The organism is Salmonella sp. SAL04157 (assembly GCF_046551635.1).
Lineage (GTDB): Bacteria > Pseudomonadota > Gammaproteobacteria > Enterobacterales > Enterobacteriaceae > Salmonella > Salmonella enterica.
Window position 1 is genome coordinate 57,963 of sequence record NZ_JBGDVS010000005.1, and the last position, 25,195, is coordinate 83,157.

Sequence of the window (25,195 nt, forward strand, 5' to 3'; positions counted from 1 at the left end):
GGTTTTTATTTTTAATGATGGTTTTTATTCTCCTCCGCGGGAACGCGGGGGAAAATAAGGACAATGAATGATGGAGATAAAGGATAGGGTGGCGCTGAGTGCCCGTCCGGGAAAGCTTACACTTATCCGGGAGGGCGTGTTCCTGAAATGCTACCAGCAGTCGTTGTTTTCAGGGGGGAGGGTCAATGCTTTAACGGGAACTTTGACCTTTTCAGGGAGGTCGTATGTATTTAATCCTGAAGGAAGCACGCTCATGCCACGCTTAAAAAAGATGAATATCCTTTTAATCTTATTGCTTTATAGCATGGCAGCATCTGCCTCATCAAATCATCCATATTCTACTGATAATAAAGAATATTTATATTTACCAAAAGATAAACCAACATTATCCTGGGAGAAGAAGGAGCCTCAAACAGATAAAAATTTATATTGCCTTACTCCGAGTGATCCGGGGTGTAGTGATATGTGGTACAAGGAAAAATTGAGGGAGCATCAGGAGCGTGTACAACGTTACCAGCTTCCAAAAAAACGTAACTTTCATAAATAATCGCTCAAAATTTGTCGGTTCCAGGGTAGAACCATAAGTTATGAAATAAATTTCAGAGCTGACCTTCCCGCTGAAAATAGCACCAGGGGTAAACTGGAGTATCCTGCCTTTTTTTCACCCCACAGAGAGGTGTATTTACAGAAACAAAGTAAATACCCGGGCGAAACACAGTCTCACAAATTGCCAGAGTATCGTTGGCGTTGTTCCTCTGGCTACGAAAAAAGGCTTTTACATGTTGTGCTGGAGTCAGCCTCGCGGGATACCCCATTGTACTGAACGTTACTCCCCAAAAATGAGAGGTTAAACAAGCCTCATAGCGTTAAGCGTTACGGGCTCAATTTGTCGAAAGGTATCCTGCAATCTGGAGCGTGAGATTTTTTTATTCCATGCAACGGAGCCACCATCCATCCAGACGCAGAACTGAAAAACAGATTTGGCAATATCAATACCGTGTGATACTACTCCCGGAATAATGCAGTTTGTAAAAATATAGCTCTGGCTACTTCAGGAAGGGGCGTCCATCACATTATTTGCCTGCTATAATGAGAAAAGCGGTGTCTACGCTTACCTGTTAATGTCTTATGCCTCTCGCTCTTCTATATGATCGGTATGTGCAGGGGACAATCCATGTCCTGCTACGCAGCCACAGCATCAGACTATACTCAGTGGTGTCTATTAACCCTCTCCAACTACGTTATGTTTTGGCATGGTAACAATGCGATGTTATGGATAATTAACGATAATATTGAATTTAATCCAGAAATGAATCGCCTGGCGTCATTATCGAGGCCAGATCTCAACATTATTCTGACAACGCCCGCCAGCCGCTGCTTGCGCCTTCTGCTGGAAAACGCCCCCTCCGTCGTCTCACAACAAACATTCTTTCAAAAAGTGTGGGAAGAAGACGGCATGGTGGTGTCGGCAAATACGCTTTATCAGAATATCTCCATTATTCGCCGCGGATTACGTACCGTTGGCGAAAATGAAGATACGCTGATAATCACGGTTCCGCGTAGAGGCTTTCAGATTGAGCCTGGCGTGAGCATCATGACCATCCGCAAAGACTTCGCTCAGACAATAGAAAAAAAGGGTGAGACGCCGCCGCGTATGTCAGGGCGTTGGTTTAAACATTATGTACCTGTACTTTGGATGACCGGGACATTTGCTGTCGGTATTTTGCTTGGCACTATAAGCTGGCAAACCGTTCCCGATAAGGATTTTTATGATCGCTACACGCTGGTTGAAACAACGCAGGGTTGTCATTTTTTCTCGCGGAATGAAGATATCGAAAGCGGTAGCCGCTTTGCAGGCTATAAGTCAATGATTCTAAAAACCGGTATGGATTGTCAGAAATACCCATGGGTCTATTTTCCTTCCAGCAGTCGCACCCCAGCGGTTACGGCATTGATTTGTCAGCAACCGTATAAAACGCGCGGCGATACAGGCTGCGTGACGCTTTTTTTCCGCGGGGTGACACATGGGTAAAAAGGCACTGATGTTAGCCTGCCTGACGCTACTGTGTCTGGGAGTAGGGCTTGGGCATCTTTTTCATTTGTATACGGAAAAGCACCGGGATCCAGAGAAATGTACGGCGCCTGTGATTGTGTTTTATAACAATACTCAGGCTAACCTGACGCTGGACTTTATGTATTCGCTGAAAAAACGCACTGGGGTAGTTTCCATCAGCGGAACGTATTACGTCGATAATAAAATGAGCGGCGTGATCCGCCGTGATGTTTCCTATGTATGGAGTGAAAATAAAGACAGCACCCATTTTATATCGACGGATATCAACAAAGTCACGCGTGACGAAACACTGTCCGATGCGGTTATCGAGACGGTTTTACCCGATTTTTATGTCTATCCAGGGAAAAGCATCAGTTACACCATCCTGACTCAGGGCCATCGTGGCTTTATGTTCACTATCGGGAAACGCCCGATATTTTTCTGTACACATTAAGCTGTTTTGGGAGCCGTTTATGGAACGTATCAGCCAAATGAAAGCGCTTCCGGGTAAAAGCCGCTGAAGATCAGCGGCTCTGTTGTTACCTGAATCAGAAACTGTATTTAACCCCCAGTAGGCCTTGGGTATTACTATAGCCCTGGTCACCTACCTGTTGCGCCACGTTACCCCATACGTTCAGGCGCGGGGTAATTTGCCCTTCAATGCCCACTTTCAGTTCACCAATATTTTTCGTACCACGCATATCGCTGCTGACATCGTCCATCTTCACGCTGGCAGGCTGCGTATTATGGATCCAGTTCGCTTCCACGAACGGCTGGAACTCTCGAGATTTATCGTTATCAATAGCGTTGTGGCCGTTAATATAGGCTTTTACGCCCATGCGGGTTAGCAGATTACCGGCGGTATCATCCTTCACGAGAGTACCATTGGCTTCGCGATTGTCGTCAGCCTGCACGCCCATCCATACCACCTGCGCTTTGGGCTGCAACCAGTAGCTTTGATGCGCGCTTTCACCTAACCTGAAGCTGTAACCGGCTTCAACCGAGGCGGTAATTCCTTTGGATTTATATTTCTCAGCGGCCTGATCCTGACCCATGACCTTGTTATCAAACCAGTTGTACAGCATCCAGGTATCCACATAAGCCCCAGACCGATCGATATTGTTAGCATACCAGGTGCCGTAAAGGCCGACGCTGTAACCGGTGACTTGACCACGGGAATGATAGTCACTCACGGACGACTGCGTGCGGTTCTGGCTGTTGGCATAACCTGCCATTGCACCAATATGCCAACGGTCAAGACCGTCAGTGCTCCACTGTGCCAGATCGCCTCCCAGTTGTAACACATAGCTGTTGATGCGGGTTTTTAGCTGCCCGCTGCCATCGTTGAAGCGAGTATGGGCGCCGACGTTACGCATCCACAGGCTGGTGACCTTCTTCTCACCCGTCAGCATGTCGGTGTACTGGGTTTCACCCAGACGGTCATGGAGACGCGTCATGAACAGCGTATTTGCCGCATAGTTGTTGGCAAGATAGCTGCCCACTTCCGGACGGAACTGATGTTCTGTTATCGGCGGTGTGTCAGATTGCCCTATGTCAGGAATTGTCGGATCAGGGATGACCGGGTCTACTGGCTCAGGGTCTACAGGATCAGGGTCCACCGGATCGGGAATAACAGGGTCAGGGATGACCGGGTCTACAGGATCAGGGTCCACCGGATCGGGAATGACAGGGTCAGGGATGACCGGGTCTACTGGATCAGGAATAATCGGTTCGTCCGGCTCAATGTAGCTGGTCAGATACCAGTTTTTACCTTTCTGCACCACGTTGTAGTCATAGGCTCCGGCAACAATACGGCTTGCTTTTTCGAAAGTACCGTTGGAATTGCCAGCAACGTTAACAATTTCAATACCTTCAATGGTTTGTGCCCCGGCTCCTCCAATATTATTTACTGCAACAAATGTGTTACCTGAAGTATTGCCGAGAACCTGCAGCCTGTCCGTTTCGGAATCATCATCGTTGAGCACAGTATTAAAGACCAGCTTACCGCCGTTGCCTACATAATCTTCATTGATGGTGAGCGTTTGCCATGGCTCGCCATCTTCATGGCTGAAGTTAATGGTTGCGCCACTATTCAGCGTCAGGTCAGTGAGCGTTGAGCTGCTGGTCATATTCCAGGTCGCATCGCTCATTTGTACAGAGATAACGCCTGTGCCCGCCGTAGCGCTGGTGATGTACGACGCCCCGTTCCATCGCGAGTTGTCCGTCATATTGAGCTTAATCGTACTGTTCTGCTGCGGTAGTGTACCGCTGGCAGCGGTGGCGCCAGCAGCACGAATATCACCGTCGATGATGAAACGTCCTCCTGAAGAACCGTCAACAATGCCGCCAGTCTCCGTGCTGATGGCGTAACTTTCGCTACTGTTATCGCCCGCCATAGTAATAGCCGCACCGCCTGCCAGATTAATGGCGCCTCGGGAGAGGGCGTATAAACCGGCAGGAGCTTTACTATAGGATGCAGCCTTACTGGCGCTGTTAACACTAATAGTGGCATTCTCTCCCAAATTAACGGTAGCGTTAGTTGCATATACCGCGTGTGCGCTGGCACCGTTCACCGTAATAGTAGCGTTGTGGCCAAGCTCGGTTCTGGAGGAGGATGCTGCGTAAATCCCCGTTGAGGATGCGCCGGAGGTTTCGATGGTTGCATCGTCACCCAGACGAATCAACGAACCGCTTTGTCCGGTACGCAGCCCCTCCGAACTGTCGCCAGTAGTAACAATATGTGCACGATTGCCGACGACAATCGTATTTTTGGCACGTGACGCATCCCTCATGGCGTTGGCTGTAATTCCACGTCCCTGGCTACCTGTTGTTTTGATATACAGATCGTCGCCGACGTAAATATTGGCCGATCCGGTCCAACCCTGGCCCAGTGAGTTATATCCGGCGTTAATACCGTCACCATCCTGACCATCCACGTAGATGCGGGTACGGTCACCGGTAATAATAAATACCGGGTTATCCGGAGTATTCGCGCCGTGAGTACGGATGCCATCGACGTCTCTACCATTATTCGCGGCATTCGCCGACTGCGTCCGAATGGTCAGGTCGTTGCCAAAAATCACGCCCGGACTTCCCGTCCCGCTGTTTTGAATAACCGTGACAGTGTGTTCAAACGCCTCCGCGCCCGGCCCATTAAGCGTGAGGCCATTGCCATAAACCGGGATGGTGCCGGTGTTCCACTGATAAACGTAGTTGGGCATGGTACCGACTTTGGTGAAACCGGTACTGGCCTGAGCGGGAATAATAGCCTGTAATTCCGGCGGCAACTGACTAACCAGCCCACTGGATGGCAGACTATCAACGTCAACCCAGGCCGCCTGGGAGGGAAATACCATAGAGGCTAATGCTGCTGATACCGCTATGGCGATGAATGAGTAATTTTGGGGAGTTGGCATTCTGCCTCCTGCATTATGGCGTAAAGCGTCTTCCACATCGCAATAATATGGAAATAATAAAAATGGAAACGGATCTATAAAATATTTGATATTATTTTATGAATGCTATGCCCTAGCTTATTTTCAAGCCGCAGCTTATGCACATAAAGTTTCTTAATATCAATATTGTCAATATTTACAATCTGCTGAATACTTATTCCTGATACAAAGCGCTTCAGTAATATAAATTCCGTATAGTTAAGCGTTCGTCCACGTTTACTGTTGGCAAGCCGACCGGTAAACAAGCGGTGCATCTTTTGCTGTTGCACAATATCATCGTCATCGGAATAAATAATTCCTTGTATTTTATTGCTTTTCAAAATCCAGTAATTGGCCAGCGGAGTTAAACTTCTGTCAGAAATCAGAACAATATGCATACCACTGTTTGCCAGACTGTCAGCCCATTGTAAATCGGTAAATCGTCGAAGATTCGGGAAAGAAAAATCAACAAAGATAAAACCGCTGGATAAATGGTTGTGTCTATCAAGCAATAACTTTTCAATAAACCCTTTTTTCAGGAAAGCATTACCATCTGGCCAGATGGAAAATGCCGCATTATGACAGTATTGCACCCGTACTGCGCTGTCAGGGAATAATTGACAGGATAAATCGCAACTAATGCAATGGACAATTTGTGAAGGCTTTCTCATCATCCTGAACGACTCCCGTCGATGTTTCTATTAATATTTCATTGGTAAATAAATGTGTCAATCCAGATAATATACAGTGCTACGGCTGTCAAAAGTCGTGAATTATTGTCAGTGTCATAAACTCCTGGAAAGACCTAAAATACAGCTTTAAGGAACCATGACAGATCCGACAGTCGTAATACATCATTTCGGATTTGTATTTCACCCATTGGGATTTTTATACATAATCTCCAATATCAGAAAAAATCTTAAAACAGCACTATTTGCTAAATCATGAGAGTGATAAATAATGGTTCTCAATACCATCTGTCTGCTGCCCTCGTCACTATCGGGGTGATGTGATGAAATATAAAAGTAATTCCTGTAAACCTGTAATGAATTCTTATTATTAAAACCTAATTTAAGATTTTTTCTTTCATTGCATTGTTATTCAATGACTTAATGGTGACATTTGTGCTCTCATCAACTTCTTATATACAAATTTAAGACTATTTTATAGAGACGCATGTAAACTTTAAGGGGGTGTAATGCTAATGCCATGAGAAAATCTTGTAACTTAATGCCGGGGGTTATACCTTGCCAATAAGTTGATCTGACTTAATTCTGAATGTGACAGTGTGAGCAACCGACAGACTTATCGGTCGAGGCAACTTCAGCCTCTGGCTTCTCTTTTCAATTGTTCATCTGATGAAAACTCTTTCCCGGAGCACATTAGTGAGAAACAGAATGTGGTCAAACCTAATGTCCATAGATGTCGTCAGTCACTTCACAAATATCCGCCTCCTGGCAGATATCTTTAACCGTTCGTCCGGCTTCGACCAACTTAATTACGGCGATGTTCTGATGCTCAGTGAGACGGGCTTTACGCATAGAGATTCCTTCGTCAGCAGATCGATGACGTGATCTCTAAATGTGAATAGCACGATTATGTGGAATACGTACAAAAAATTAAATGAATCGCCACAGGTTTAACAGACACCGCAGAGTCATTTAAGATGGCTTAAAGAGAGGAGCCCATGAGCGGTAAACGTTATCCCGAAGAGTTTATAATTAAAGCGGTAAAACAGGTTATTGAGCGCGGCCATTCTGTTTCCAGCGTCGCAACACGTCTTGATATTACTACCCACAGTCTTTACGCCTGGATAAAGCCGCCATATTCACGACGGTATCATGCAATCACAGGAGTCTAATTTGATATCTTGGCCTGTTGAATTTATTGATTTTTATCTTGTTGGATTTTTACTGGTGCCCACTATTGTGCCCCCAAATGATTTTGCTTGTGGGGTTCTGGGCATTTTGAGCTACTTTTAAGGTTCTGTTTTCCATTGTAGCAAACCGGCGATATCCTTCTCACCTTCGGCTTCTTTTAAGCGCCGTTGTTGTTCAGCAAACTGACTATATTCCGCCTGCGCTTTTTCATCGGCCATTTTCTTACTGACTTTACCTGCGCCTTGTAAAACCTCACGGTCGTTAAATTGCAGGAACTGATCCAGCTTATCCTGCCAGTCGCGTAAAAAGACCTGCTGACGACGACGGGCCTGATCCTCGGCAAAATCCAGCCACATGTTAACTACGCGGTTAAGCTCGCTGACTTCATCTTGAGTGAGATAATTTTTTGCCACCGTCACGTCACATTTGCGCACCTCTTCACCTTTATAGCTGGTTAGCCCCATATGCGGCTGGCAGGCGTCAGCACGCTGATGAATGAGTTCAGCGGCGGTATGCCCGGTACAGGCAAAATGCAACTTGTTCTGGATGGTTTGAAAAAATTGCGTGGTTTCTTTGAGCGATGGTTGATAGTCGGCGGCTAACGCAAAGATCTCTCGTACCCGCAAATAAACCCGACGCTCGCTGGCGCGAATATCGCGGATACGCTCCAGCATCTCATCAAAATAGTCGGGTACAGCCGATGAACCCACGGGCGGATTTTTCAGCCGCTCATCGTCCATCACAAAACCTTTGATCAGGTATTCCTGGAGCATCTGGGTTGCCCACTGGCGGAACTGCGTGCCGCGCGGGGAGCGAACGCGGTAGCCGACAGCAAGGATGACAGGCAGGCTGTAGTGAAGCCTGTTGCGGCTTACCTGACGGCTACCTTCCTGTTGAACTTGTAAGTAAGACTTACAGGTTGCATTTTGCTCAAGTTCGCCTTCTTCATAGATCGCTTTAATGTGCTGTGTAACTGCCTGGGGAGTGATCTGATAAAGGTTGGCGATGGTTGCCTGAGGGAGCCATAGCGTCTCTTGCTCAAAGCGGCACTCCACACGAACTTCACCGTCATCGCTGGCAAACATAACAAATTCGCCTGCCGGGGATTGGGTTAAGTATTTGTCTGCCATGCCGCCTCCGCTTATATCTGACTCGCAATGCCGTAATCTGCCTAGTATGCCAGAAATTCCTGGTGAAGCTTATTACGCAGATAGCGTTTATTTTGCGGGCAGCGCCCCCGGATAATGCTTCGCCACGATATCATTCATCTTCTCCACCAGATCCAGACGCTTAAATGTGATATGTCCGCTGCCCTTCTAAAAGTAGCGGATGGTGAACATATCGTCTTCAAAGACCTGCTCACGCGGATTATCGCGCACGAAGTCCATAAACCGGATAGAGACATCATGCCAGTTGTCAGGAATGGTTTTACTATCCAGCAGGTAGAGCATTCGTTCCAGATCGGCGAGCTGGTCGCGTCGCCAGCCCCAGTTCAGGCTGTAGCCCCATCGGTCATGCTTCACCAGATTGTTGACGATAGTCTTCTTGCCGAAATAACAAGGATTATTGGTTTTGTACTCCTGGCTTAACCCCTTAAATACATTGATAACCCCACGTTCGAAAACATCCTGTTCCTTAACCGGAGGTTGCGGATCGACGCCCATCACGCTGTGCAGTACATCATTACTTGGCTCGCCGTAGGTCGCCCCGGTGGTATTGACGCCAGACCATTACCTTTCTCGTCCTGTTCAAGTAGGCGAACAGACTCACGTTTTACCGTGCTGATAACCTGCGGGCTATGGGTCGTAACAATAAACTGGATCTGCGGAAATGCGCTGCGCAAAGACTGGATAATTTGTTGCTGCCAGGCTGGGTGCAGGAACATATCGACTTCATCGATCAGCACAATCCCCTGTGTTTTTAAGGCGGCTTCATCGCGTAAATGGGGGTTGAGTTTGACACAGCGAAACGCGATATCCGCTACCATCGCAACCGCATTACGCAGGCCGTCGCTAAGCTGGGGTAAGGGGATCTTACCGTGCTGTGGATGGCTCATGACCAGTTGCTGGTTATGGCTGGAACTGTATTCCAGATCGCGCCAGCCAGTCACTTCCTGCGTCAGATAATTAATGGTTTGCTGGATAGCCTGAATAGCTTCTTTCATCCGCTGAGCACGAACACCTTCTTTTAACTTTGCTGAAGGTGATTCAAGTTGTGTGATTTGATGTTCACGGTAGCTAAGCCATAACCAGCTATACCATTGTTCAAATTGCTTATAATTTGATGTGGCAGAAAGGCAATCGTCATAACCAGACAAACGTGAAAAGGCGCTGTTATCCAGACGCTGTTCAGTAGGCTGTGCCTCATAACGTTCCTGATACCACAAGCGAGCAGTCCCCAGATAAAGCATTAGGGGAAGCTCAACCTGCTGCAAATTATGCTCTTCACGCACCAGCGTCTGAAGTTTGTTCACCCCAACGGGTAAGCTGCGCCGCTGTCTTATCTTCATGCGGCGGCTGTTCTCCTCGCTTGTCGAGCATCCAGGTTGCCGTTTTTCCACTTTCCCATTCCCCGGTAGCCGTAATCATGGCCGGAGACGACATTTCCATATTCAGCGCTTCGGGGCGGAAAACCAGACGTACATCTTCTGTACGGATCGCCAGCGATTTATCTTTTACGTAGAGGCTGGCATCAAAACCACGAATAAAGGGAAACAGCGCCAGGCGTATCGCATCCAGCACTGTCGTCTTGCCCGCGCCGTTCGGTGCAACCAGAATCGTAATGTGTTCATCAAAAGTAATATCGAGCTGCCTGAAACAACGAAAGTTAAGCAGTGAAAGTTTGTCGATTCTCATTACACCAGCCTCACCTGTTTTTATGTTTTAGTATAATAACATCTCTTGCCTGCAATATTGCCCGCTTTAAGCGGGCAAAGGTTACGCCTTTTATCACGTTTCAACTATTTATCCTGTTGATTAAAATGGTTTTTCTAAGGAATTAATAAAATCCTTTCCTGTCGTGCCCGTAGGATATCGACAGCCTGGAGACAAGGTGACTGTTGCTGGTAACCATATTCTTTGCGATCGATACCAACTCGTTCATGTTTTTTCTTCAGAAAGTTACGGCATCGACAAACGTAGCGCCTGCGTTAATAAACGTAAGGCTATAGTGCCTTCAAGTAGATGAGTAAGCTGCGACGTTACTGCTCGTATGAACACCATCCACCCTTATGATGTGAGCCCGTACCCCCATGTGGATGTTGACCCTTTGGGCAGGCAAGCGCACCGGATGATGCCGTGACGGTAATAAAAGCGATAATCATCGCTGTAAATAATCTCTTCATATATAACTCACATTAATAAATTAGAACATATTACTACCTACCACAGAATACGCATACTTGATACGTACTTTGGGGATAATATAACGCGTACTTTAGTTTAAATTCTATCCTTCATGTGGCATAGGTTATCAGGATAGGTTTTCGTTATGAATTTTATCTGGGATATTGAAGCAACATATTGGGGGGGATATGAGTTATAAATATGTTGGTAAGCATGGCTGTGATGTTGCATTGCGGATGGGCTATAAAGAATGCCCAGATGAAAATGCTTATGGTGATGCCTATTATATTAAAGATGGATTAAAATGGATATTTAATATAACAGGCTTAAAAAAACGGCTTGGCGTATACAGCGACGACGATCTCCGTAAACAGAACTATGATGTAGATACCTATTATCGAGTTAAAAACCAACAGGAAGAAAGTACAGACGATGAAATGCAATCGCTATATCATAATTTAGCGGTAGAAGAAGGAGAACCCGTGTATCTGGAGGAAGGCATGTATCTTTATCCGGATGGCTCTATACGTTGATCTTATAATTTTGGCCTGGTAAGCGTTATCTCTTTTGAGAAAGGATGAACCTGTAAGTATGACCCACAAGTTCGTTTGGTGATTAGTTAAGTCCCGCCCGCGTTAGTCCTGGCGTACTTTTATCCCTTCTTTGCGGTCGATATTCCACAATAAATGGACGTTCGGTTTTAGCAATCGGTAAGTGGTGGTTAATAAAATAATATTCCACTTTCTCTCTCCACCTTTCCTTTCGTATTATATGCAAGAACTGGTCTTAATAATAAGCAAATACTTTATCTTGAAATAGAGGACGAATGGTGGGCATAAGAGAAGGATTTTGGCGGAAGATCACAGGAGTCGAACCTGCCCGGGACCGCTGGCGGCCCCAACTGGATTTGAAGTCCAGCCGCCTCACCGGAGACGACGATCTTCCGCGCCTCGATTGCTACATGGAGGCGCGCGCATTATAGCTACTTCCTGGCGTTTCCACATCCCCTCCCGTGCTTTTTTAACTTCCCTTTCCTTCTGCCATGATCGGTTTCATGTAAATCCCCATAAAATCCATTAGTTACATTTCATCACACTTTTTGACGCTACCCCGATCACAGAAAACAAGAATCGTAATTTGATAACTAAATAACGGAATATTCACGCTCGCAGGGAAGGTTTACAAAAACTGTAACCGGTATCAGTGAGTGTTGTGAGCGTTAAGGATGCGTAATGAAAAGTGAAATTCTCTCCGTTAAGGAGAAGATTGGCTATGGTATGGGCGATGCCGCGAGCCACATCATCTTTGATAACGTCATGTTATATATGATGTTCTTCTATACCGATATTTTCGGCATTCCTGCTGGTTTTGTCGGCACCATGTTTTTACTGGCGCGTGCGCTTGATGCCATCTCCGACCCTTGCATGGGCCTGCTGGCCGACCGCACCCGCTCTCGCTGGGGCAAATTCCGACCCTGGGTGCTGTTTGGCGCGTTGCCGTTTGGTATCGTTTGTGTGCTGGCTTATAGCACGCCGGATCTCAGTCTGAACGGCAAAATGATTTATGCCGCCATCACCTACACGTTGCTCACCCTTCTGTACACTGTGGTCAACATCCCTTACTGCGCGTTGGGGGGTGTAATAACCAATGACCCAACGCAGCGTATCTCCCTGCAATCCTGGCGCTTTGTGCTGGCAACGGCGGGCGGAATGCTCTCTACCGTACTGATGATGCCTCTGGTGAAACTGATTGGCGGCGAGAATAAGGCGCTGGGCTTCCAGGGGGGTATCGCGGCGCTCTCGGTGGTGGCGTTCCTGATGCTGGCATTCTGCTTCTTTACCACCAAAGAGCGCGTTGAAGCGCCTGCCACCCATACCTCCATGCGTGAAGACCTGCGTGATATCTGGCACAACGACCAGTGGCGCATAGTCGGCCTGCTCACCATCCTGAATATTCTGGCGGTATGCGTGCGCGGCGGGGCGATGATGTATTACGTCACCTGGATATTGGGCAAACCGGGCGTGTTTGTCGCCTTCCTCACCACCTATTGCGTCGGCAACCTGATTGGCTCGGCGCTGGCAAAACCGTTGACCGACTGGAAATGCAAAGTGAGCGTTTTCTGGTGGACCAACGCTTTACTCGCAGTAATCAGCGTGGCGATGTTCTTCGTACCGATGCACGCCACGATCGCTATGTTCGTCTTTATCTTCGTGATTGGCGTGTTGCACCAGTTAGTCACGCCTATCCAGTGGGTGATGATGTCTGACACCGTCGACTATGGCGAATGGTGTAACGGCAAACGCCTGACGGGGATCAGTTTTGCCGGCACGTTGTTCGTGCTGAAACTGGGTCTTGCCCTCGGCGGGGCGCTGATTGGCTGGATGTTGGCAGGCGGCGGTTACGACGCGGCGGCGAAAACGCAAAACAGCGCCACGATCAGCATCATCATCGCTCTGTTCACTATCGTCCCGGCCATCTGTTATCTGCTGAGCGCCGCGATCGCTAAACGCTACTACACCCTGAAAAGCCCGTTCCTGAAAACCATTCTGGAACAACTGGCGCAGGGCGCACACCGTAACGAACAAGAATTTCCCCATAAAGAATTGCAGAACTAAAGGAACAGACTATGAAAATTAGCGACGGAAACTGGCTGATCCAGCCTGGCCTTAATTTGATTCACCCGGTTCAGGTGTTCGACGTTGAACAGCAGGGGAATGAGATGGTGGTCTATGCCGCGCCGCGCGATGTCCGCGAACGAACCTGGCAACTGGATACCCCGTTGTTTACCTTGCGCTTTTTCTCGCCGCAGGAAGGAGTGATAGGTGTACGGATGGAACACTTCCAGGGCGCTTTGGATAACGGCCCACATTATCCACTCAATGTCTTGCAAGATATCAACGTAGAGATGCAGAACAACGCCGAATTTGCCGAACTCAAGAGCGGCAGCCTGAGCGTGCGCGTCACCAAAGGCGAGCTCTGGTCCCTGGATTTTCTGCGCAACGGTGTACGTATCACCGGTAGCCAGTTGAAAAATAACGGCTATGTACAGGACACCAACAGCGGGCGCAACTACATGTTCGAGCGCCTGGATCTCGGCGTGGGCGAAACCGTCTACGGGCTGGGCGAGCGCTTTACCGCGCTGGTGCGTAACGGTCAGACGGTGGAGACCTGGAACCGCGACGGCGGCACCAGCACCGAGCAGTCTTACAAGAACATCCCGTTCTATATCACCAACCGTGGCTACGGTGTGCTGGTAAACCATCCGCAGTGCGTGTCGTTTGAAATTGGCTCCGAGAAAGTCTCCAAAGTCCAGTTCAGCGTTGAGAGCGAGTATCTGGAATACTTCGTCATCGACGGCCCGACCCCGAAAGACGTGCTGAACCGCTATACCCAATTTACGGGTCGTCCGGCGCTGCCGCCCGCCTGGTCGTTTGGCCTGTGGCTGACCACCTCATTTACCACCAACTACGACGAAGCGACCGTTAACAGCTTTATCGACGGTATGGCCGAGCGCAATCTACCGCTGCACGTCTTCCACTTCGACTGTTTCTGGATGAAAGCTTTTCAGTGGTGCGATTTTGATTGGGACCCGGTGACTTTCCCCGATCCGAAAGGGATGATTCGCCGCCTGAAAGCGAAAGGGCTGAAAGTCTGCGTGTGGATTAACCCCTACATCGGCCAGAAATCCCCGGTCTTCCAGGAGCTAAAAGAGAAAGGGTATTTGCTTAAACGCCCGGACGGCTCCTTGTGGCAGTGGGATAAATGGCAGCCGGGACTGGCGATTTACGACTTCACCAACCCGCAAGCCTGCGAATGGTATGCCGACAAGCTGAAGGGCCTGGTGGAGATGGGAGTGGACTGCTTCAAAACTGACTTCGGCGAACGCATTCCAACGGATGTGCAGTGGTTTGATGGTTCAGATCCACAGAAAATGCATAACCATTATGCCTATATCTACAACGAACTGGTGTGGAACGTGCTGAAAGAGACCGTCGGCGTTGAAGAGGCGGTGCTGTTCGCCCGTTCCGCCTCGGTGGGCGCGCAACAGTTCCCGGTGCACTGGGGCGGCGACTGTTACGCCAACTACGAATCGATGGCGGAAAGCCTGCGCGGCGGGCTGTCCATTGGCCTGTCAGGATTTGGCTTCTGGAGCCATGATATTGGCGGATTCGAGAATACCGCGCCGGCGCATGTCTACAAGCGTTGGTGCGCATTCGGCTTGCTCTCCAGCCACAGCCGCCTGCACGGTAGCAAATCCTACCGGGTTCCGTGGGCCTATGACGACGAGTCCTGTGACGTGGTGCGCTTCTTCACCGAACAGAAGTGCCGGATGATGCCGTATCTGTATCGGGAAGCGGCGCGCGCCAACGAAGCCGGTACGCCAATGATGCGGGCGATGATGCTGGAGTTCCCGGACGATCCGGCGTGTGATTATCTTGATCGCCAGTACATGCTGGGAGATGCGGTCATGGTAGCGCCGGTATTTAGTGAAGCGGGCGACGTGGAGTTCTACCTGCCAGAAGGCCGCTGGACGCACCTGTGGCGCAACGATGAAGTGCAGGGCAGTCGCTGGCATAAACAGCAGCATGGCTTCCTGAGCCTGCCAGTGTACGTGCGTGACAATACACTACTGGCGCTGGGCAACAATAGCCAGAAGCCCGATTACGCCTGGCATGAGGGTACGGCCTTCCAGTTATTCCATCTGGATGACGGTTGCGAAGCGGTCTGCGAAGTCCCTGCTACGGATGGTTCGACAATCTTTACGCTGCAGGCGAAACGCACAGGCAATACCATTACGGTGAGCGGCGAAGGCGAGGCGCGCAACTGGACGCTGTGTCTGCGTAATATTACGCAGATTAGCGGTACCAAATGCGGCTCATATGCGGGAAGTGAACTGGGCGTAGTGATCACCCCGCAGGGAAATGAAGTGGTGATTACGCTTTAAATCTGAATCGCCGGATGGCGCCGTGAGCTGCGCTTATCCGGCCTATAAATGAGCAAGAACCGTAAGCCCGGTAAGCGCCATCGCCACCGGGCAAGCCCTCAATTACAGCGCTGGCTCCGTTGACGTAACTTCCCCGCCGGACACCACGCCCGCTTGCATCGTTTGCGTTATCTGCTGCTTTTGTGCGTTGACCGCGTGTAATTGCCCATTTACCGTCGGTTTCAACGGCGCATCGGCCTGAATATTGCCGCTGGCCGTGAGCTGAATATTGCCATCGCCAGCAATCGGTAATGCCGGCCAGCCCCACTGCTGTAGCACATCCATTGGTACGCCGCGTCCGTTCAGGCTGATTTGCGTCTGACGCTGCGGCAGTTGCGATACGCTGGCAGTGGCTTCCAGTATCCCTTTTCCAGTAAACGCGCTCAGATCGCTGATGTTGACCGTGCTGGCATTAGCCGTCAACGACAGCGACGGGCGGCGCACATCCACACGGTTAAAGGTTGCCGCTGCGGCGTTGAGGGTCGCATTGCCGCTCCAGACGCCCCATTGATGATGTTGTACCAGCTCCAGGTTTGCGCCGTAGCCGTCCAGAGCGGTGATTTGCCACGGGAAGGCTGGGTCGATATCAATCACCAGGTTGCGGCTGGCGCTGAATTTTTTCAGCGTCAGGCTGTTCAACCAGTCGGGCAACGGCTTCATCCATAACTGCTTCCAGTTTTCCGGCAGCGTGTACTCCAGCCCGGCGATAGCGGTATCGTCCAGAATAAGCGCTTTGCCTTCGCGTAACCAGGCGCCGGAAGTTCTGACCATACCGCCTTCCCAGCGGGTGGTGAACTGGCGTAGCGCAACGCCCTGTGGTGAAAATTCGGCGTTCAGGATTGGATCGAGCAAGTGCAGCGAGCCGTAAATAAACTCGCTGGCGTTCATCGATAATTTACCTTCCTGACTTTGCCAGTCTTCTTTGCGCAGAGTCAGATTGCGCAAACTCAGGTCAAGATCGGTGACTGCCCAGTCTGGTCCTTGCAGGCTGGAGTCCGTCACTTCAAGACGACCAATCTGCAAAGATGGAACCGTAGTAAGCGGCGCGAAAAACTCACTCAGGGATTTATCGCTTTGTAACCGAATATCATTCAGCCGCAGATTTTCAACGACCCAACTACCGTCAGCGTTACGCCGGGCGACGCCGGTTAACGCTCCGCGCGCCATATCGGCGCCGACGGTGTTTAACATCACCTGATTATGGTCGATACTGCCTTCAATAAGCACATTCGTGGCGGGAACGTCGTTTAACGTCAGCGAACCAGCGCTCAGTTGGATCTGGGCTTTATTGCCCAATACCCGACCGGCTTCGGGGCGCCAGGGCATAACGCCGCCGTTAACGCGCTGGGCGCTCAACCGCCATTCGCTGCCGGGACTATTGAGCGCCATATTGCGAAGTTGCAGGCGGTCGGCCTCAAACGGGAAAGGGGCGGTTTGCACTGAAATATTCAGCGTGCCGTCCTGTAACAGAATCGTGTCGACATGCAGCGGCGCGGTTAACTGGCGAATGCTCAGACCGATATCTACGGTTTTCGCGACCAGGGTAGCAGGCTGACCATCACGACCAAAGGTCACATTCTCCAGTAAAAGATGGGATGGGGCGGAAAAACGATGATCCATCACGTCGAATGTGAGGTGATAACCGCTGTTCTCTGATACCCAGTTGCTGATGTGATCTGCGCCCCAGCGCGTTTGCAGCAGAAAATAAAAGCCGAAAATCACCACTAAACAGGCGATCAGCACATAGAGAAGCAACCTCCCAATCAATTTCATGGTCTTCCATCCCGTGAAATGCACATAGGGGATTTATGCACGATTTGCGTGCAATCCTCAAGACAGGAATGGTGAAAGAGCGTTACAGCAGCGGCGAATCGCGTCGCCGCCGCAGGGTTTTTACGGTTTTTCCGGCGGGAGAATCAGGTTCAACACGATAGCCGTGATGCCGCCAGCGGCAATTCCGGATGAGAGCAGATTTTTCACCCATTCCGGCGCGAACTGCAGGATCTGCGGCTGTTGCGAGACGCCAAGACCCACGGCCAGCGACAGGGCGATAATCAGCATCAGCGCGACGACAAATCCCACATAGCGGCTGGCGACGCCGGTCAACTGAATTACGCCGTTGTTCTGACCGAAACAGGAATTCGGGAACGTATTAAATACCGCTGAAACAAATGAGTTCAGGCCGTTAGCCAGTACGCCGCCCTTTAGCCGTTTCATATACAAGGGGCCGGATACCGGCTGCTCGGAGACATCAGAGGTGGCGGTGATGTCGCCGATGGTCTCCAGCGACGTAATCATAAAGACCAGCATCAACGGCAGTAACAGGTTCCAGTCAATGCCCAGACCATAATACAGCGGGGTCGGCACCATCAGGATGTCCTGCGAGACTGGTGCGTTATTCTCAGGCAACATGCCCATAAACCAGGCCAAAAGATAGCCTGCCGCCATGGCAATAACCAAAGAAGCCACGCGTAGGTAGGGATTACGCTGCCGATTCAGCAGGATAATAATGGCCAGGACGACGCCGGCCAGCAGCAGGTTTTTCGGTGCGCCAAAGGTGTTGTCGCTCATGGCGGCATAGCCGCCGCCGATGGAGGTTAGCCCCACCTGAATCAGCGACAGGCCAATAATCATCACCACGACGCCGGAGACTAACGGCGTGATAATCCGGCGCGCCAGATGTAGAATGCGAGAAAGCACCATCTCGGTGCAGCTTGCCAGCATCAGCGTGCCGAACAGCGCCGCCATCATCGTCGGGACATCCGCGCCGCCGGTTTTCAGCGCGGTACCGCCCATAATCAGCGGGGCGACAAAGTTAAAACTGGTTCCCTGGATGGATAACAGCCCCGATCCTACCGGCCCCCACGCTTTGATTTGAATAATAGAGGCTACGCCGGAGGCGAACAGCGACATGCTGATAATGTGCTGCGTATCCTGCGCCGGTAAACCCAACGCCTGGCAGATTAACAGCGCTGGCGTGATTACCGCGACAAACATGGCCAGCAGATGCTGACAAGCGGCAAAAAGTGTTTGAGGGAGCGGCGGGCGATCTTCAAGACGGTAAATTAATTCGCTGTTTTGCGTCTGCGCAACCGGTTGCGCATCTGCCGGCTCGATGGCGTTAACGGACATCAGGGACATTCTCGTGGTGGAAAAGCGGTGATTTTATCTGACCAGGTGGTAAAAGCAAACGATTGCGAGCGAATATTCTTAATATTTAAAAAAGATAAATGCACCTTTTTATATAACTTTTTGCCTTTTTCTGCTTAAAATCCATGCCGAAGACTCGCAAAGAGCTAAAAAACTGACTCAGGAAATGATTTGTGCGCACGTGTCACAGCGCACTACAGGAGCTTTAAATGTTTGAACTCGATACCTTATCGACCCTTGTCGCCGCCACGCTGGTGCTGCTACTGGGTCGCAAGCTGGTCCAGTCTGTCTCCTTACTGAAGAAATATACGATTCCGGAGCCGGTGGCAGGGGGGTTACTGGTCGCGGTTGCGCTGCTGGTGCTGAAAAAAAGCGTCGGTTGGGAGGTCAACTTTGATATGACCCTGCGCGATCCGTTGATGCTGGCGTTTTTCGCGACGATCGGCCTTAACGCTAACCTTGCCAGCCTGCGCAAGGGGGGACGCGTTGTTGGCGTCTTCCTGGTCGTCGTGGTCGGATTACTGCTGATGCAGAATGCCATCGGTATCGGCATGGCGAGTCTGTTGGGGCTGGACCCGTTAATGGGGCTGATTGCCGGGTCAATTACGCTGTCCGGCGGACACGGTACCGGCGCGGCGTGGAGTAAACTGTTCGTCGAACGTTATGGTTTTGCCAATGCCACCGAAGTTGCGATGGCATGTGCAACCTTTGGCCTGGTGCTGGGCGGGTTGATTGGCGGCCCGGTAGCGCGTTATCTGGTGAAACACTCCACCACGCCGGATGGAATGCCTGACGATCAGGCCGTGCCGACAGCCTTTGAAAAGCCGGATGTGGGCCGTATGATCACTTCTCTGGTGCTAATCGAAACCATCGCCCTGATTGCTATCTGTCTGACCGTGGGCAAAATCGTAGCGCAGCTACTGGCGGGAACGGTGCTTGAACTGCCGGTCTTCGTTTGTGTGCTATTTGTTGGGGTGATCCTCAGCAATGGCCTGGCGCTGGTGGGTTTTTATCGCGTATTTGAGCGTGCTGTTTCGGTGCTGGGGAACGTGAGTCTGTCACTGTTCCTGGCAATGGCGCTGATGAGCCTGAAGCTGTGGGAACTGGCGTCGCTGGCGCTGCCGATGCTGGCGATTCTGGTGGTACAGACCATCTTCATGGCGCTGTACGCGATCTTCGTCACCTGGCGCATGATGGGGAAAAACTACGATGCAGCGGTGTTGGCGGCGGGTCACTGCGGTTTTGGCCTGGGCGCAACGCCGACCGCCATTGCTAATATGCAGGCGATTACCGACCGTTTTGGCCCCTCGCATATGGCGTTCCTGGTGGTGCCGATGGTTGGTGCGTTCTTTATCGATATCGTTAATGCGTTGGTGATCAAGCTGTACCTGATGCTGCCGATTTTCGCGCAATAATAGTTTGTACGGCGGCATTAAAGCCGCCGTGCTCATTAGGCGTTGGAATAACGTTCGGTTTCCGGCATCCAGCGCTCAATCAGCGCTTGTGCCTGCTGCGGATAACGTTCGTGAATATGACGGGCAATACGCTGAACTTCGGGGATCATGGCTTGATCGCGCAGCAAATCAGCTACTTTAAATTCGGCGTTACCCGTCTGGCGCGTGCCCAGTAATTCCCCCGGGCCGCGAATCTCTAAATCTTTTTGCGCAATCACAAAGCCGTCATTGCTGTCGCGCAATACCTGTAAACGCTTCTGCGCCGTTTTCGACAACGGTGATTTATAGAGCAGCACGCAGTGCGATGCGACCGCGCCACGGCCAACGCGCCCTCTGAGCTGGTGTAATTGCGCCAGGCCCAGTCGCTCAGGGTTTTCAATAATCATCAGGCTGGCGTTAGGAACATCGACCCCCACCTCAATCACCGTAGTGGCGACCAGCAGATGCAGTTCACCCTGCTTAAAGGCCTGCATCACCGCCTGTTTTTCGGCGGGCTTCATGCGGCCGTGTACCAGGCCGATATTCAACTCCGGTAACGCCAGCTTGAGTTCCTCCCAGGTGGCTTCCGCCGCCTGCGCTTCCAGCAGGTCGGACTCTTCAATCAGCGTACAGACCCAGTAGGCCTGACGGCCTTCGGTTGTGCAGGCGTTGCGCACACGATCAATGATTTCATGGCGACGGGTATCCGGAATAGCAACGGTAGTGACAGGGGTACGGCCCGGCGGTAGCTCGTCAATCACCGAGGTATCGAGATCGGCGTAGGCAGTCATCGCCAGGGTGCGCGGAATAGGCGTTGCGGTCATAATCAACTGATGCGGATGAAAGCCCTGCTGCTGGCCTTTTTCCCACAATGCCAGACGCTGGTGGACGCCAAAGCGGTGCTGCTCATCGATAATGACCAGCGCCAGCCCATTAAACTGCACCTGTTCCTGGCAGATTGCGTGGGTGCCGACAATCATCTGTACCTGACCACTGGCAATAGCCTCTTGCTGCGCCTGACGCGCTTTACCTTTTTGCTTACCCGCCAGCCAACCCACTTCAACGCCCAACGGTTCGAACCAGTTGCGGAAATTATTTGCGTGCTGTTCGGCGAGCAGTTCGGTCGGCGCCATCAACGCGACCTGCTTACCGTGGGCAATAGCGCGCAAGGCGGCAAGCGCGGCAACCAGCGTTTTACCGGAACCCACGTCGCCCTGAACCAGACGCATCATCGGCACATCGAGCGCCATATCGTGTTCGATCTCTGCTACCACCCGCGCCTGCGCGCTGGTGGGTTTAAACGGCAACGACGCTAACAGTTGCTGCTTTAAGGTATCGTTTGTACTTAGCGGCTGAGCGTGATAGCGCTGCGCGCCTGCGCGAAGTGCCAGCATACTGAGATTATGCGCCAGTAGCTCTTCAAGAATAAGCCGCCGCTGCGCCGGGTGTTTGCCGGTTTCTAAATCGGCGAGCTGGAGTGTCGGCGGCGGGCGATGCAAGGTACGTAGCGCCTCCGGCAGGCTCATCATACCCTGCGCCAGTTCCGGCGGCAGTAGTTCGGCAATGGCGCAGGTGTCGAGCAACTCCAGCGCCTGATCGGTAAGCTTGCGCAGTGTCGCTTGCTTCACGCCCTCGGTGGTCGGATAGACGGGGGTGAGCGTTTCCTGAAGTTCCGGCGTGCTGAGATCGCCCTGCAGGCGATATTCCGGATGGATCATCTCTGCGCCATACTTGCCGCGCTTCGCTTCCCCGTAGGCCAGCACACGTCGCCCCGTCGCCAGGCTGTTTTTCATCGCTGCGTTAAAATTGAAAAAGCGCATGGTAAGAATGCCGGAACCGTCGCTAATCTGGCAGGTCATCATCCGACGACCGCCGAAAGTGATATTGCAGTTCAGCACTTCACCTTCAACGGTGGCGTAGATGCCAGGCAGCAGTTCGCCAATGGGGTAGAGATGGGTACGGTCTTCGTAACGCAGAGGAAGATGTAATAGCAAATCCTGGACGGTATGCAGGCCAATTTTCGCCAGTTTACTGCTTTGCGCTGCGCCGACACCTGTCAGGGAATTGAGCGGAACAGCGTCTAACAAGCGGCCTGACATGGTGATTACCCTGCCGCCTGCATCGTCGCCCACCAGTCAGCATCGGCGTCTATTTCGCCCTGCTGATTGACGCGAGGATAAGGAAGACCTTTACGTTTAGCGACTTTCGCCAGCACCGGATAACCGCCCTCAAATAGCAGGCGCTGCTGTTCATCTTCCGGCAACATGCTATTTTCACGCAGATACATGCCCGCGTTCTGCCGCTGGCGCTGGGCTTCATAAAGAATGAGCGCGGAGGCGACGGAAACGTTCAGCGACTGTACCATGCCGATCATCGGAATGATGATGTCCCTATCTGCCAGGTCTAATGCTTCCTGAGTAATACCGGTTTTCTCCTGACCCATCAGAATACAGGTCGGGCGCGTGTAATCAATCTCGCGAAAGTCTACGGCCTTATCAGAAAGATGGGTTGCCAGAATCTGCATTCCCCGCCCTTTCAAATGGGCTACCGCATCGCCAATGGTACGGTGTGTTTTCACCTGTACCCAACTGTTGCTGCCCGCCGCCGCGGAAGCCATGGTACGCATCCGGCTACCTGGCCAGATAGCATGGACTTCATGGACGCCAACGGCATCTGCGGTACGAATGATTGCAGAAACGTTATGAGGTTTGTGGACTTGCTCCATGCAGACCGTGAGATCAGGCTGACGCCTGGCGAGCATTTCGCATATACGCGCATAACGTTTTGGATTCATAGCGCTAGTTTCGGTTACGGGTGACTTTAATAACGTCTGGCATCACGCGGATTTTGCGCATGATATTCGCAAGATGTACGCGATCGCGTGCGGTAAGGCGAATAAAGGTACTATAGACGCGACCATCTTTCTCTTCAGTATTCAGGCTTTGAATATTGGAGGTGGTGGTATTAATCGCCGCCGTCAGGTTAGCCAGCGCGCCCTGATGGTTAAACATTTCCACCTTGATTTCGGTAATGAATTCCTGCTCCGTCTCTTTGTCCCATTCGACCGCCATAAATTTCTCTGGCTCTTTCTGGTATCCACGGATATTACGGCAGGATTCGTGGTGGATCACCAGTCCTTTACCTGGGCTTACGTGGGCGATGATCGGGTCGCCTGGGATCGGACGACAACACTTCGCAAAGGTGATAAGCACGCCATCCGCGCCTTTAATCGGCAGGTGGCCGTGATTCGATTGCGCAACGGTCGGCACCACGGCTTCGCCTTGCTGCAGATTTTTCGCGACCACTACGCTCATCGCGTTGCCGAGACCGATTTCCGCCAGCAGATCGTCAAGCGTTGCCAGCTTCATACGATCCAATTCGCGCTGAATATTTTCCTGCGGAATTTCCGCCAGCTTACGACTACCGCCTAAAGCATGGTTAAGCAGACGACGGCCCAGGCTTACGGAGTCATCACGTTTGAGGTTTTTCAGCAACTGACGAATTTTAGCGCGCGCTTTAGAGCTGACGACAAAGTTCAGCCAGGCGGCGTTGGGACGCGCGCCTGGCGCGGTAATAATTTCGACGGTCTGACCGCTGCTAAGCGGCTGCGACAGCGGATAAGGCTGCCGGTCGACACGCGCGCCGACGCAGGCGTGACCGATGTCGGTATGCACTGCATAGGCAAAATCCACCGGCGTAGCGCCAGCGGGCAGTTCGACAATGCGTCCTTCCGGGGTGAAAACGTAAATCTCATCCGGGAAGAGATCGGATTTTACGCTTTCGATAAATTCAAACGAACTACCGGCGCTCTGTTGTAGCTCCAGCAGGCTCTGCATCCAGCGCTGGGCGCGGATCTGCGCCGTGGTGCTGGTCTCACCGTGTTCTTTATACGCCCAGTGCGCCGCGACCCCCATTTCCGCCATCTGATCCATATCTTCGGTACGGATCTGGACTTCAACAGGAACGCCGTGCGGGCCGATCATCGAGGTGTGCAAAGACTGATAGCCGTTCGCTTTGGGAATGGCTATATAGTCTTTCACGCGTCCCGGACGCGGCTTATAGAGACTGTGCATCTGGCCGAGTACGCGATAGCAGGTATCGGAGTCATGAACGATGACGCGAAACGCGTAAATGTCCATGATCGAGTGAAAACGCTGCTCTTTGAGCACCATTTTACAGTAGATCGAGTAAAGATGTTTTTCGCGACCGCTAACGCGACACGGAATTCCCGCCTCTTGCAAGCGTCCTTCGATTTCAGAGAGGATTTTTTGGATCATCTCTTTACGGTTGCCGCGCGCCGCTTTTACCACTTCTTTGATGACGCGGTAACGATTGGGATACAGCGCTTCAAAACCCAGCTCTTCCAGCTCGGTTTTAATGTGATGAATACCTAAACGGTGCGCCAGAGGACTGTAGATTTCCAGCGTTTCGCGGGCAATACGACGACGTTTATCCGGGCGTAATGAGCCCAGCGTGCGCATGTTATGGGTACGGTCAGCAAGCTTAATGAGAATGACGCGGATATCCTGCACCATCGCCATAATCATTTTGCGAAAGTTTTCGGCCTGCGCCTCTTTCTTATCGCGGAACTTGAGCTTATCAAGTTTCGACACCCCCTCTACCAGCTCGGCAACGCTTTTACCGAAAAGCTGTTCCATGTCCTGATAGGTGGCGGGGGTATCTTCAATCACGTCATGCAGCAGAGCGGCCATCAGCGTTTCGTAGTCGAGTTTCATCTCGGCCAGAATACAGGCCACCGCTACCGGGTGCGTGATATAGGGTTCACCGCTTGAACGTGTCTGGCCCTCGTGAGCGTCACGTGCAACGAGATACGCCTGCCGAAGACGCTTAATCTGGTCTTCCGGCAGGTAGGTTTGAATCAGTTGATTCAGGCTTTCAAACAGATACAAGGGCGAC

The 25,195-nt window shown here is 51.2% G+C and carries 15 protein-coding genes, 1 tRNA gene and 5 pseudogenes; 8 read left to right on the plus strand and 13 right to left on the minus strand.

Going from position 1 to position 25,195, the window contains the following annotated elements:
- The first annotated feature begins 67 nt into the window (after positions 1–67).
- From ACLJRE_RS12675 to ACLJRE_RS12685, 3 genes are all read left to right on the plus strand, one after another.
- Complete coding sequence (locus ACLJRE_RS12675) at positions 68–547, plus strand: hypothetical protein (RefSeq protein WP_000970020.1); 480 nt, start codon at positions 68–70, stop codon at positions 545–547.
- 627 nt (positions 548–1,174) lie between these two features.
- On the plus strand, positions 1,175–2,032 hold the full coding sequence (locus ACLJRE_RS12680; RefSeq protein WP_023229738.1) for a transcriptional regulator: 858 nt from the start codon (positions 1,175–1,177) through the stop codon (positions 2,030–2,032).
- A gap of 10 nt (positions 2,033–2,042) precedes the next feature.
- Positions 2,043–2,507, plus strand: coding sequence for a hypothetical protein (locus ACLJRE_RS12685; RefSeq protein ID WP_023212625.1), 465 nt, complete (start codon positions 2,043–2,045; stop codon positions 2,505–2,507).
- A gap of 94 nt (positions 2,508–2,601) precedes the next feature.
- Here the strand turns inward: ACLJRE_RS12685 and misL are convergent, their stop codons facing one another.
- From misL to ACLJRE_RS12700, 3 genes and pseudogenes are all read right to left on the minus strand, one after another.
- Positions 2,602–5,469: an intestinal colonization autotransporter adhesin MisL gene (gene misL / locus ACLJRE_RS12690; RefSeq protein WP_023212624.1), complete on the minus strand. Its 2,868-nt coding sequence runs from the start codon at positions 5,467–5,469 to the stop codon at positions 2,602–2,604.
- 74 nt (positions 5,470–5,543) lie between these two features.
- Positions 5,544–6,161, minus strand: a complete 618-nt coding sequence (locus tag ACLJRE_RS12695; RefSeq protein WP_000984812.1) for a helix-turn-helix transcriptional regulator — start codon at positions 6,159–6,161, stop codon at positions 5,544–5,546.
- A gap of 756 nt (positions 6,162–6,917) precedes the next feature.
- Positions 6,918–7,028, minus strand: a pseudogene (locus ACLJRE_RS12700) (transposase); the annotation flags it as partial.
- A 146-nt stretch (positions 7,029–7,174) separates the two neighbouring features.
- Here ACLJRE_RS12700 and ACLJRE_RS12705 point away from each other — a divergent pair.
- Positions 7,175–7,306: pseudogene (locus ACLJRE_RS12705) on the plus strand (transposase); the annotation flags it as partial.
- A gap of 159 nt (positions 7,307–7,465) precedes the next feature.
- On the opposite strand, the gene rhuM reads toward ACLJRE_RS12705, so the two are convergent.
- The 4 genes and pseudogenes from rhuM to ACLJRE_RS12725 all read right to left on the minus strand — a co-directional run.
- Positions 7,466–8,497, minus strand: coding sequence for a virulence protein RhuM (rhuM, locus tag ACLJRE_RS12710; RefSeq protein WP_001636046.1), 1,032 nt, complete (start codon positions 8,495–8,497; stop codon positions 7,466–7,468).
- A gap of 87 nt (positions 8,498–8,584) precedes the next feature.
- Positions 8,585–9,001, minus strand: a pseudogene (locus ACLJRE_RS12715) (DUF4942 domain-containing protein); the annotation flags it as partial.
- Positions 9,002–9,030: 29 nt separating this feature from the next.
- Positions 9,031–10,222, minus strand: a pseudogene (locus ACLJRE_RS12720) (AAA family ATPase).
- Between the two features lie 134 nt (positions 10,223–10,356).
- Positions 10,357–10,520, minus strand: a pseudogene (locus ACLJRE_RS12725) (TA system toxin CbtA family protein); the annotation flags it as partial.
- A gap of 379 nt (positions 10,521–10,899) precedes the next feature.
- Here ACLJRE_RS12725 and ACLJRE_RS12730 point away from each other — a divergent pair.
- A complete protein-coding gene (locus ACLJRE_RS12730) occupies positions 10,900–11,244 on the plus strand; it encodes a hypothetical protein (protein ID WP_001636043.1) in 345 nt (114 codons plus the stop codon).
- 317 nt (positions 11,245–11,561) lie between these two features.
- Here the strand turns inward: ACLJRE_RS12730 and ACLJRE_RS12735 are convergent.
- Positions 11,562–11,656, minus strand: a tRNA-Sec gene (locus ACLJRE_RS12735).
- A gap of 287 nt (positions 11,657–11,943) precedes the next feature.
- On the opposite strand from ACLJRE_RS12735, the gene ACLJRE_RS12740 reads away from it, so the two are divergent.
- Both ACLJRE_RS12740 and yicI read left to right on the plus strand, forming a co-directional pair.
- Positions 11,944–13,326, plus strand: a complete 1,383-nt coding sequence (locus ACLJRE_RS12740) for a glycoside-pentoside-hexuronide family transporter (RefSeq protein WP_000834258.1) — start codon at positions 11,944–11,946, stop codon at positions 13,324–13,326.
- Positions 13,327–13,337: 11 nt separating this feature from the next.
- Positions 13,338–15,656 (plus strand): alpha-xylosidase, encoded by a 2,319-nt coding sequence (gene yicI, locus ACLJRE_RS12745; RefSeq protein ID WP_023197167.1) that lies wholly within the window; start codon positions 13,338–13,340, stop codon positions 15,654–15,656.
- Between the two features lie 102 nt (positions 15,657–15,758).
- On the opposite strand, the gene ACLJRE_RS12750 is transcribed toward yicI, so the two are convergent.
- Positions 15,759–17,468 carry an AsmA family protein gene (locus ACLJRE_RS12750; protein ID WP_000766646.1) on the minus strand — a complete coding sequence of 570 codons (1,710 nt, stop codon included), beginning with the start codon at positions 17,466–17,468 and terminating at the stop codon, positions 15,759–15,761.
- 120 nt (positions 17,469–17,588) lie between these two features.
- Positions 17,589–18,827 (minus strand): nucleobase:cation symporter-2 family protein, encoded by a 1,239-nt coding sequence (locus ACLJRE_RS12755; RefSeq protein ID WP_410957404.1) that lies wholly within the window; start codon positions 18,825–18,827, stop codon positions 17,589–17,591.
- Between the two features lie 227 nt (positions 18,828–19,054).
- On the opposite strand from ACLJRE_RS12755, the gene gltS reads away from it, so the two are divergent.
- Entirely contained in the window at positions 19,055–20,260 is a 1,206-nt protein-coding gene (gene gltS, locus ACLJRE_RS12760) for a sodium/glutamate symporter (protein WP_000462250.1), read from the plus strand.
- A 35-nt stretch (positions 20,261–20,295) separates the two neighbouring features.
- On the opposite strand, the gene recG is transcribed toward gltS, so the two are convergent.
- The 3 genes from recG to spoT are packed head-to-tail and all read right to left on the minus strand — an operon-like array spanning position 20,296 to position 25,188.
- Positions 20,296–22,377, minus strand: coding sequence for an ATP-dependent DNA helicase RecG (recG, locus tag ACLJRE_RS12765; protein ID WP_410957405.1), 2,082 nt, complete (start codon positions 22,375–22,377; stop codon positions 20,296–20,298).
- 5 nt (positions 22,378–22,382) lie between these two features.
- Positions 22,383–23,072: a tRNA (guanosine(18)-2'-O)-methyltransferase TrmH gene (gene trmH / locus ACLJRE_RS12770; RefSeq protein ID WP_001068436.1), complete on the minus strand. Its 690-nt coding sequence runs from the start codon at positions 23,070–23,072 to the stop codon at positions 22,383–22,385.
- A gap of 4 nt (positions 23,073–23,076) precedes the next feature.
- Positions 23,077–25,188, minus strand: a complete 2,112-nt coding sequence (gene spoT / locus ACLJRE_RS12775) for a bifunctional GTP diphosphokinase/guanosine-3',5'-bis pyrophosphate 3'-pyrophosphohydrolase (protein WP_000280481.1) — start codon at positions 25,186–25,188, stop codon at positions 23,077–23,079.
- Between the last annotated feature and the right edge of the window lie 7 nt (positions 25,189–25,195).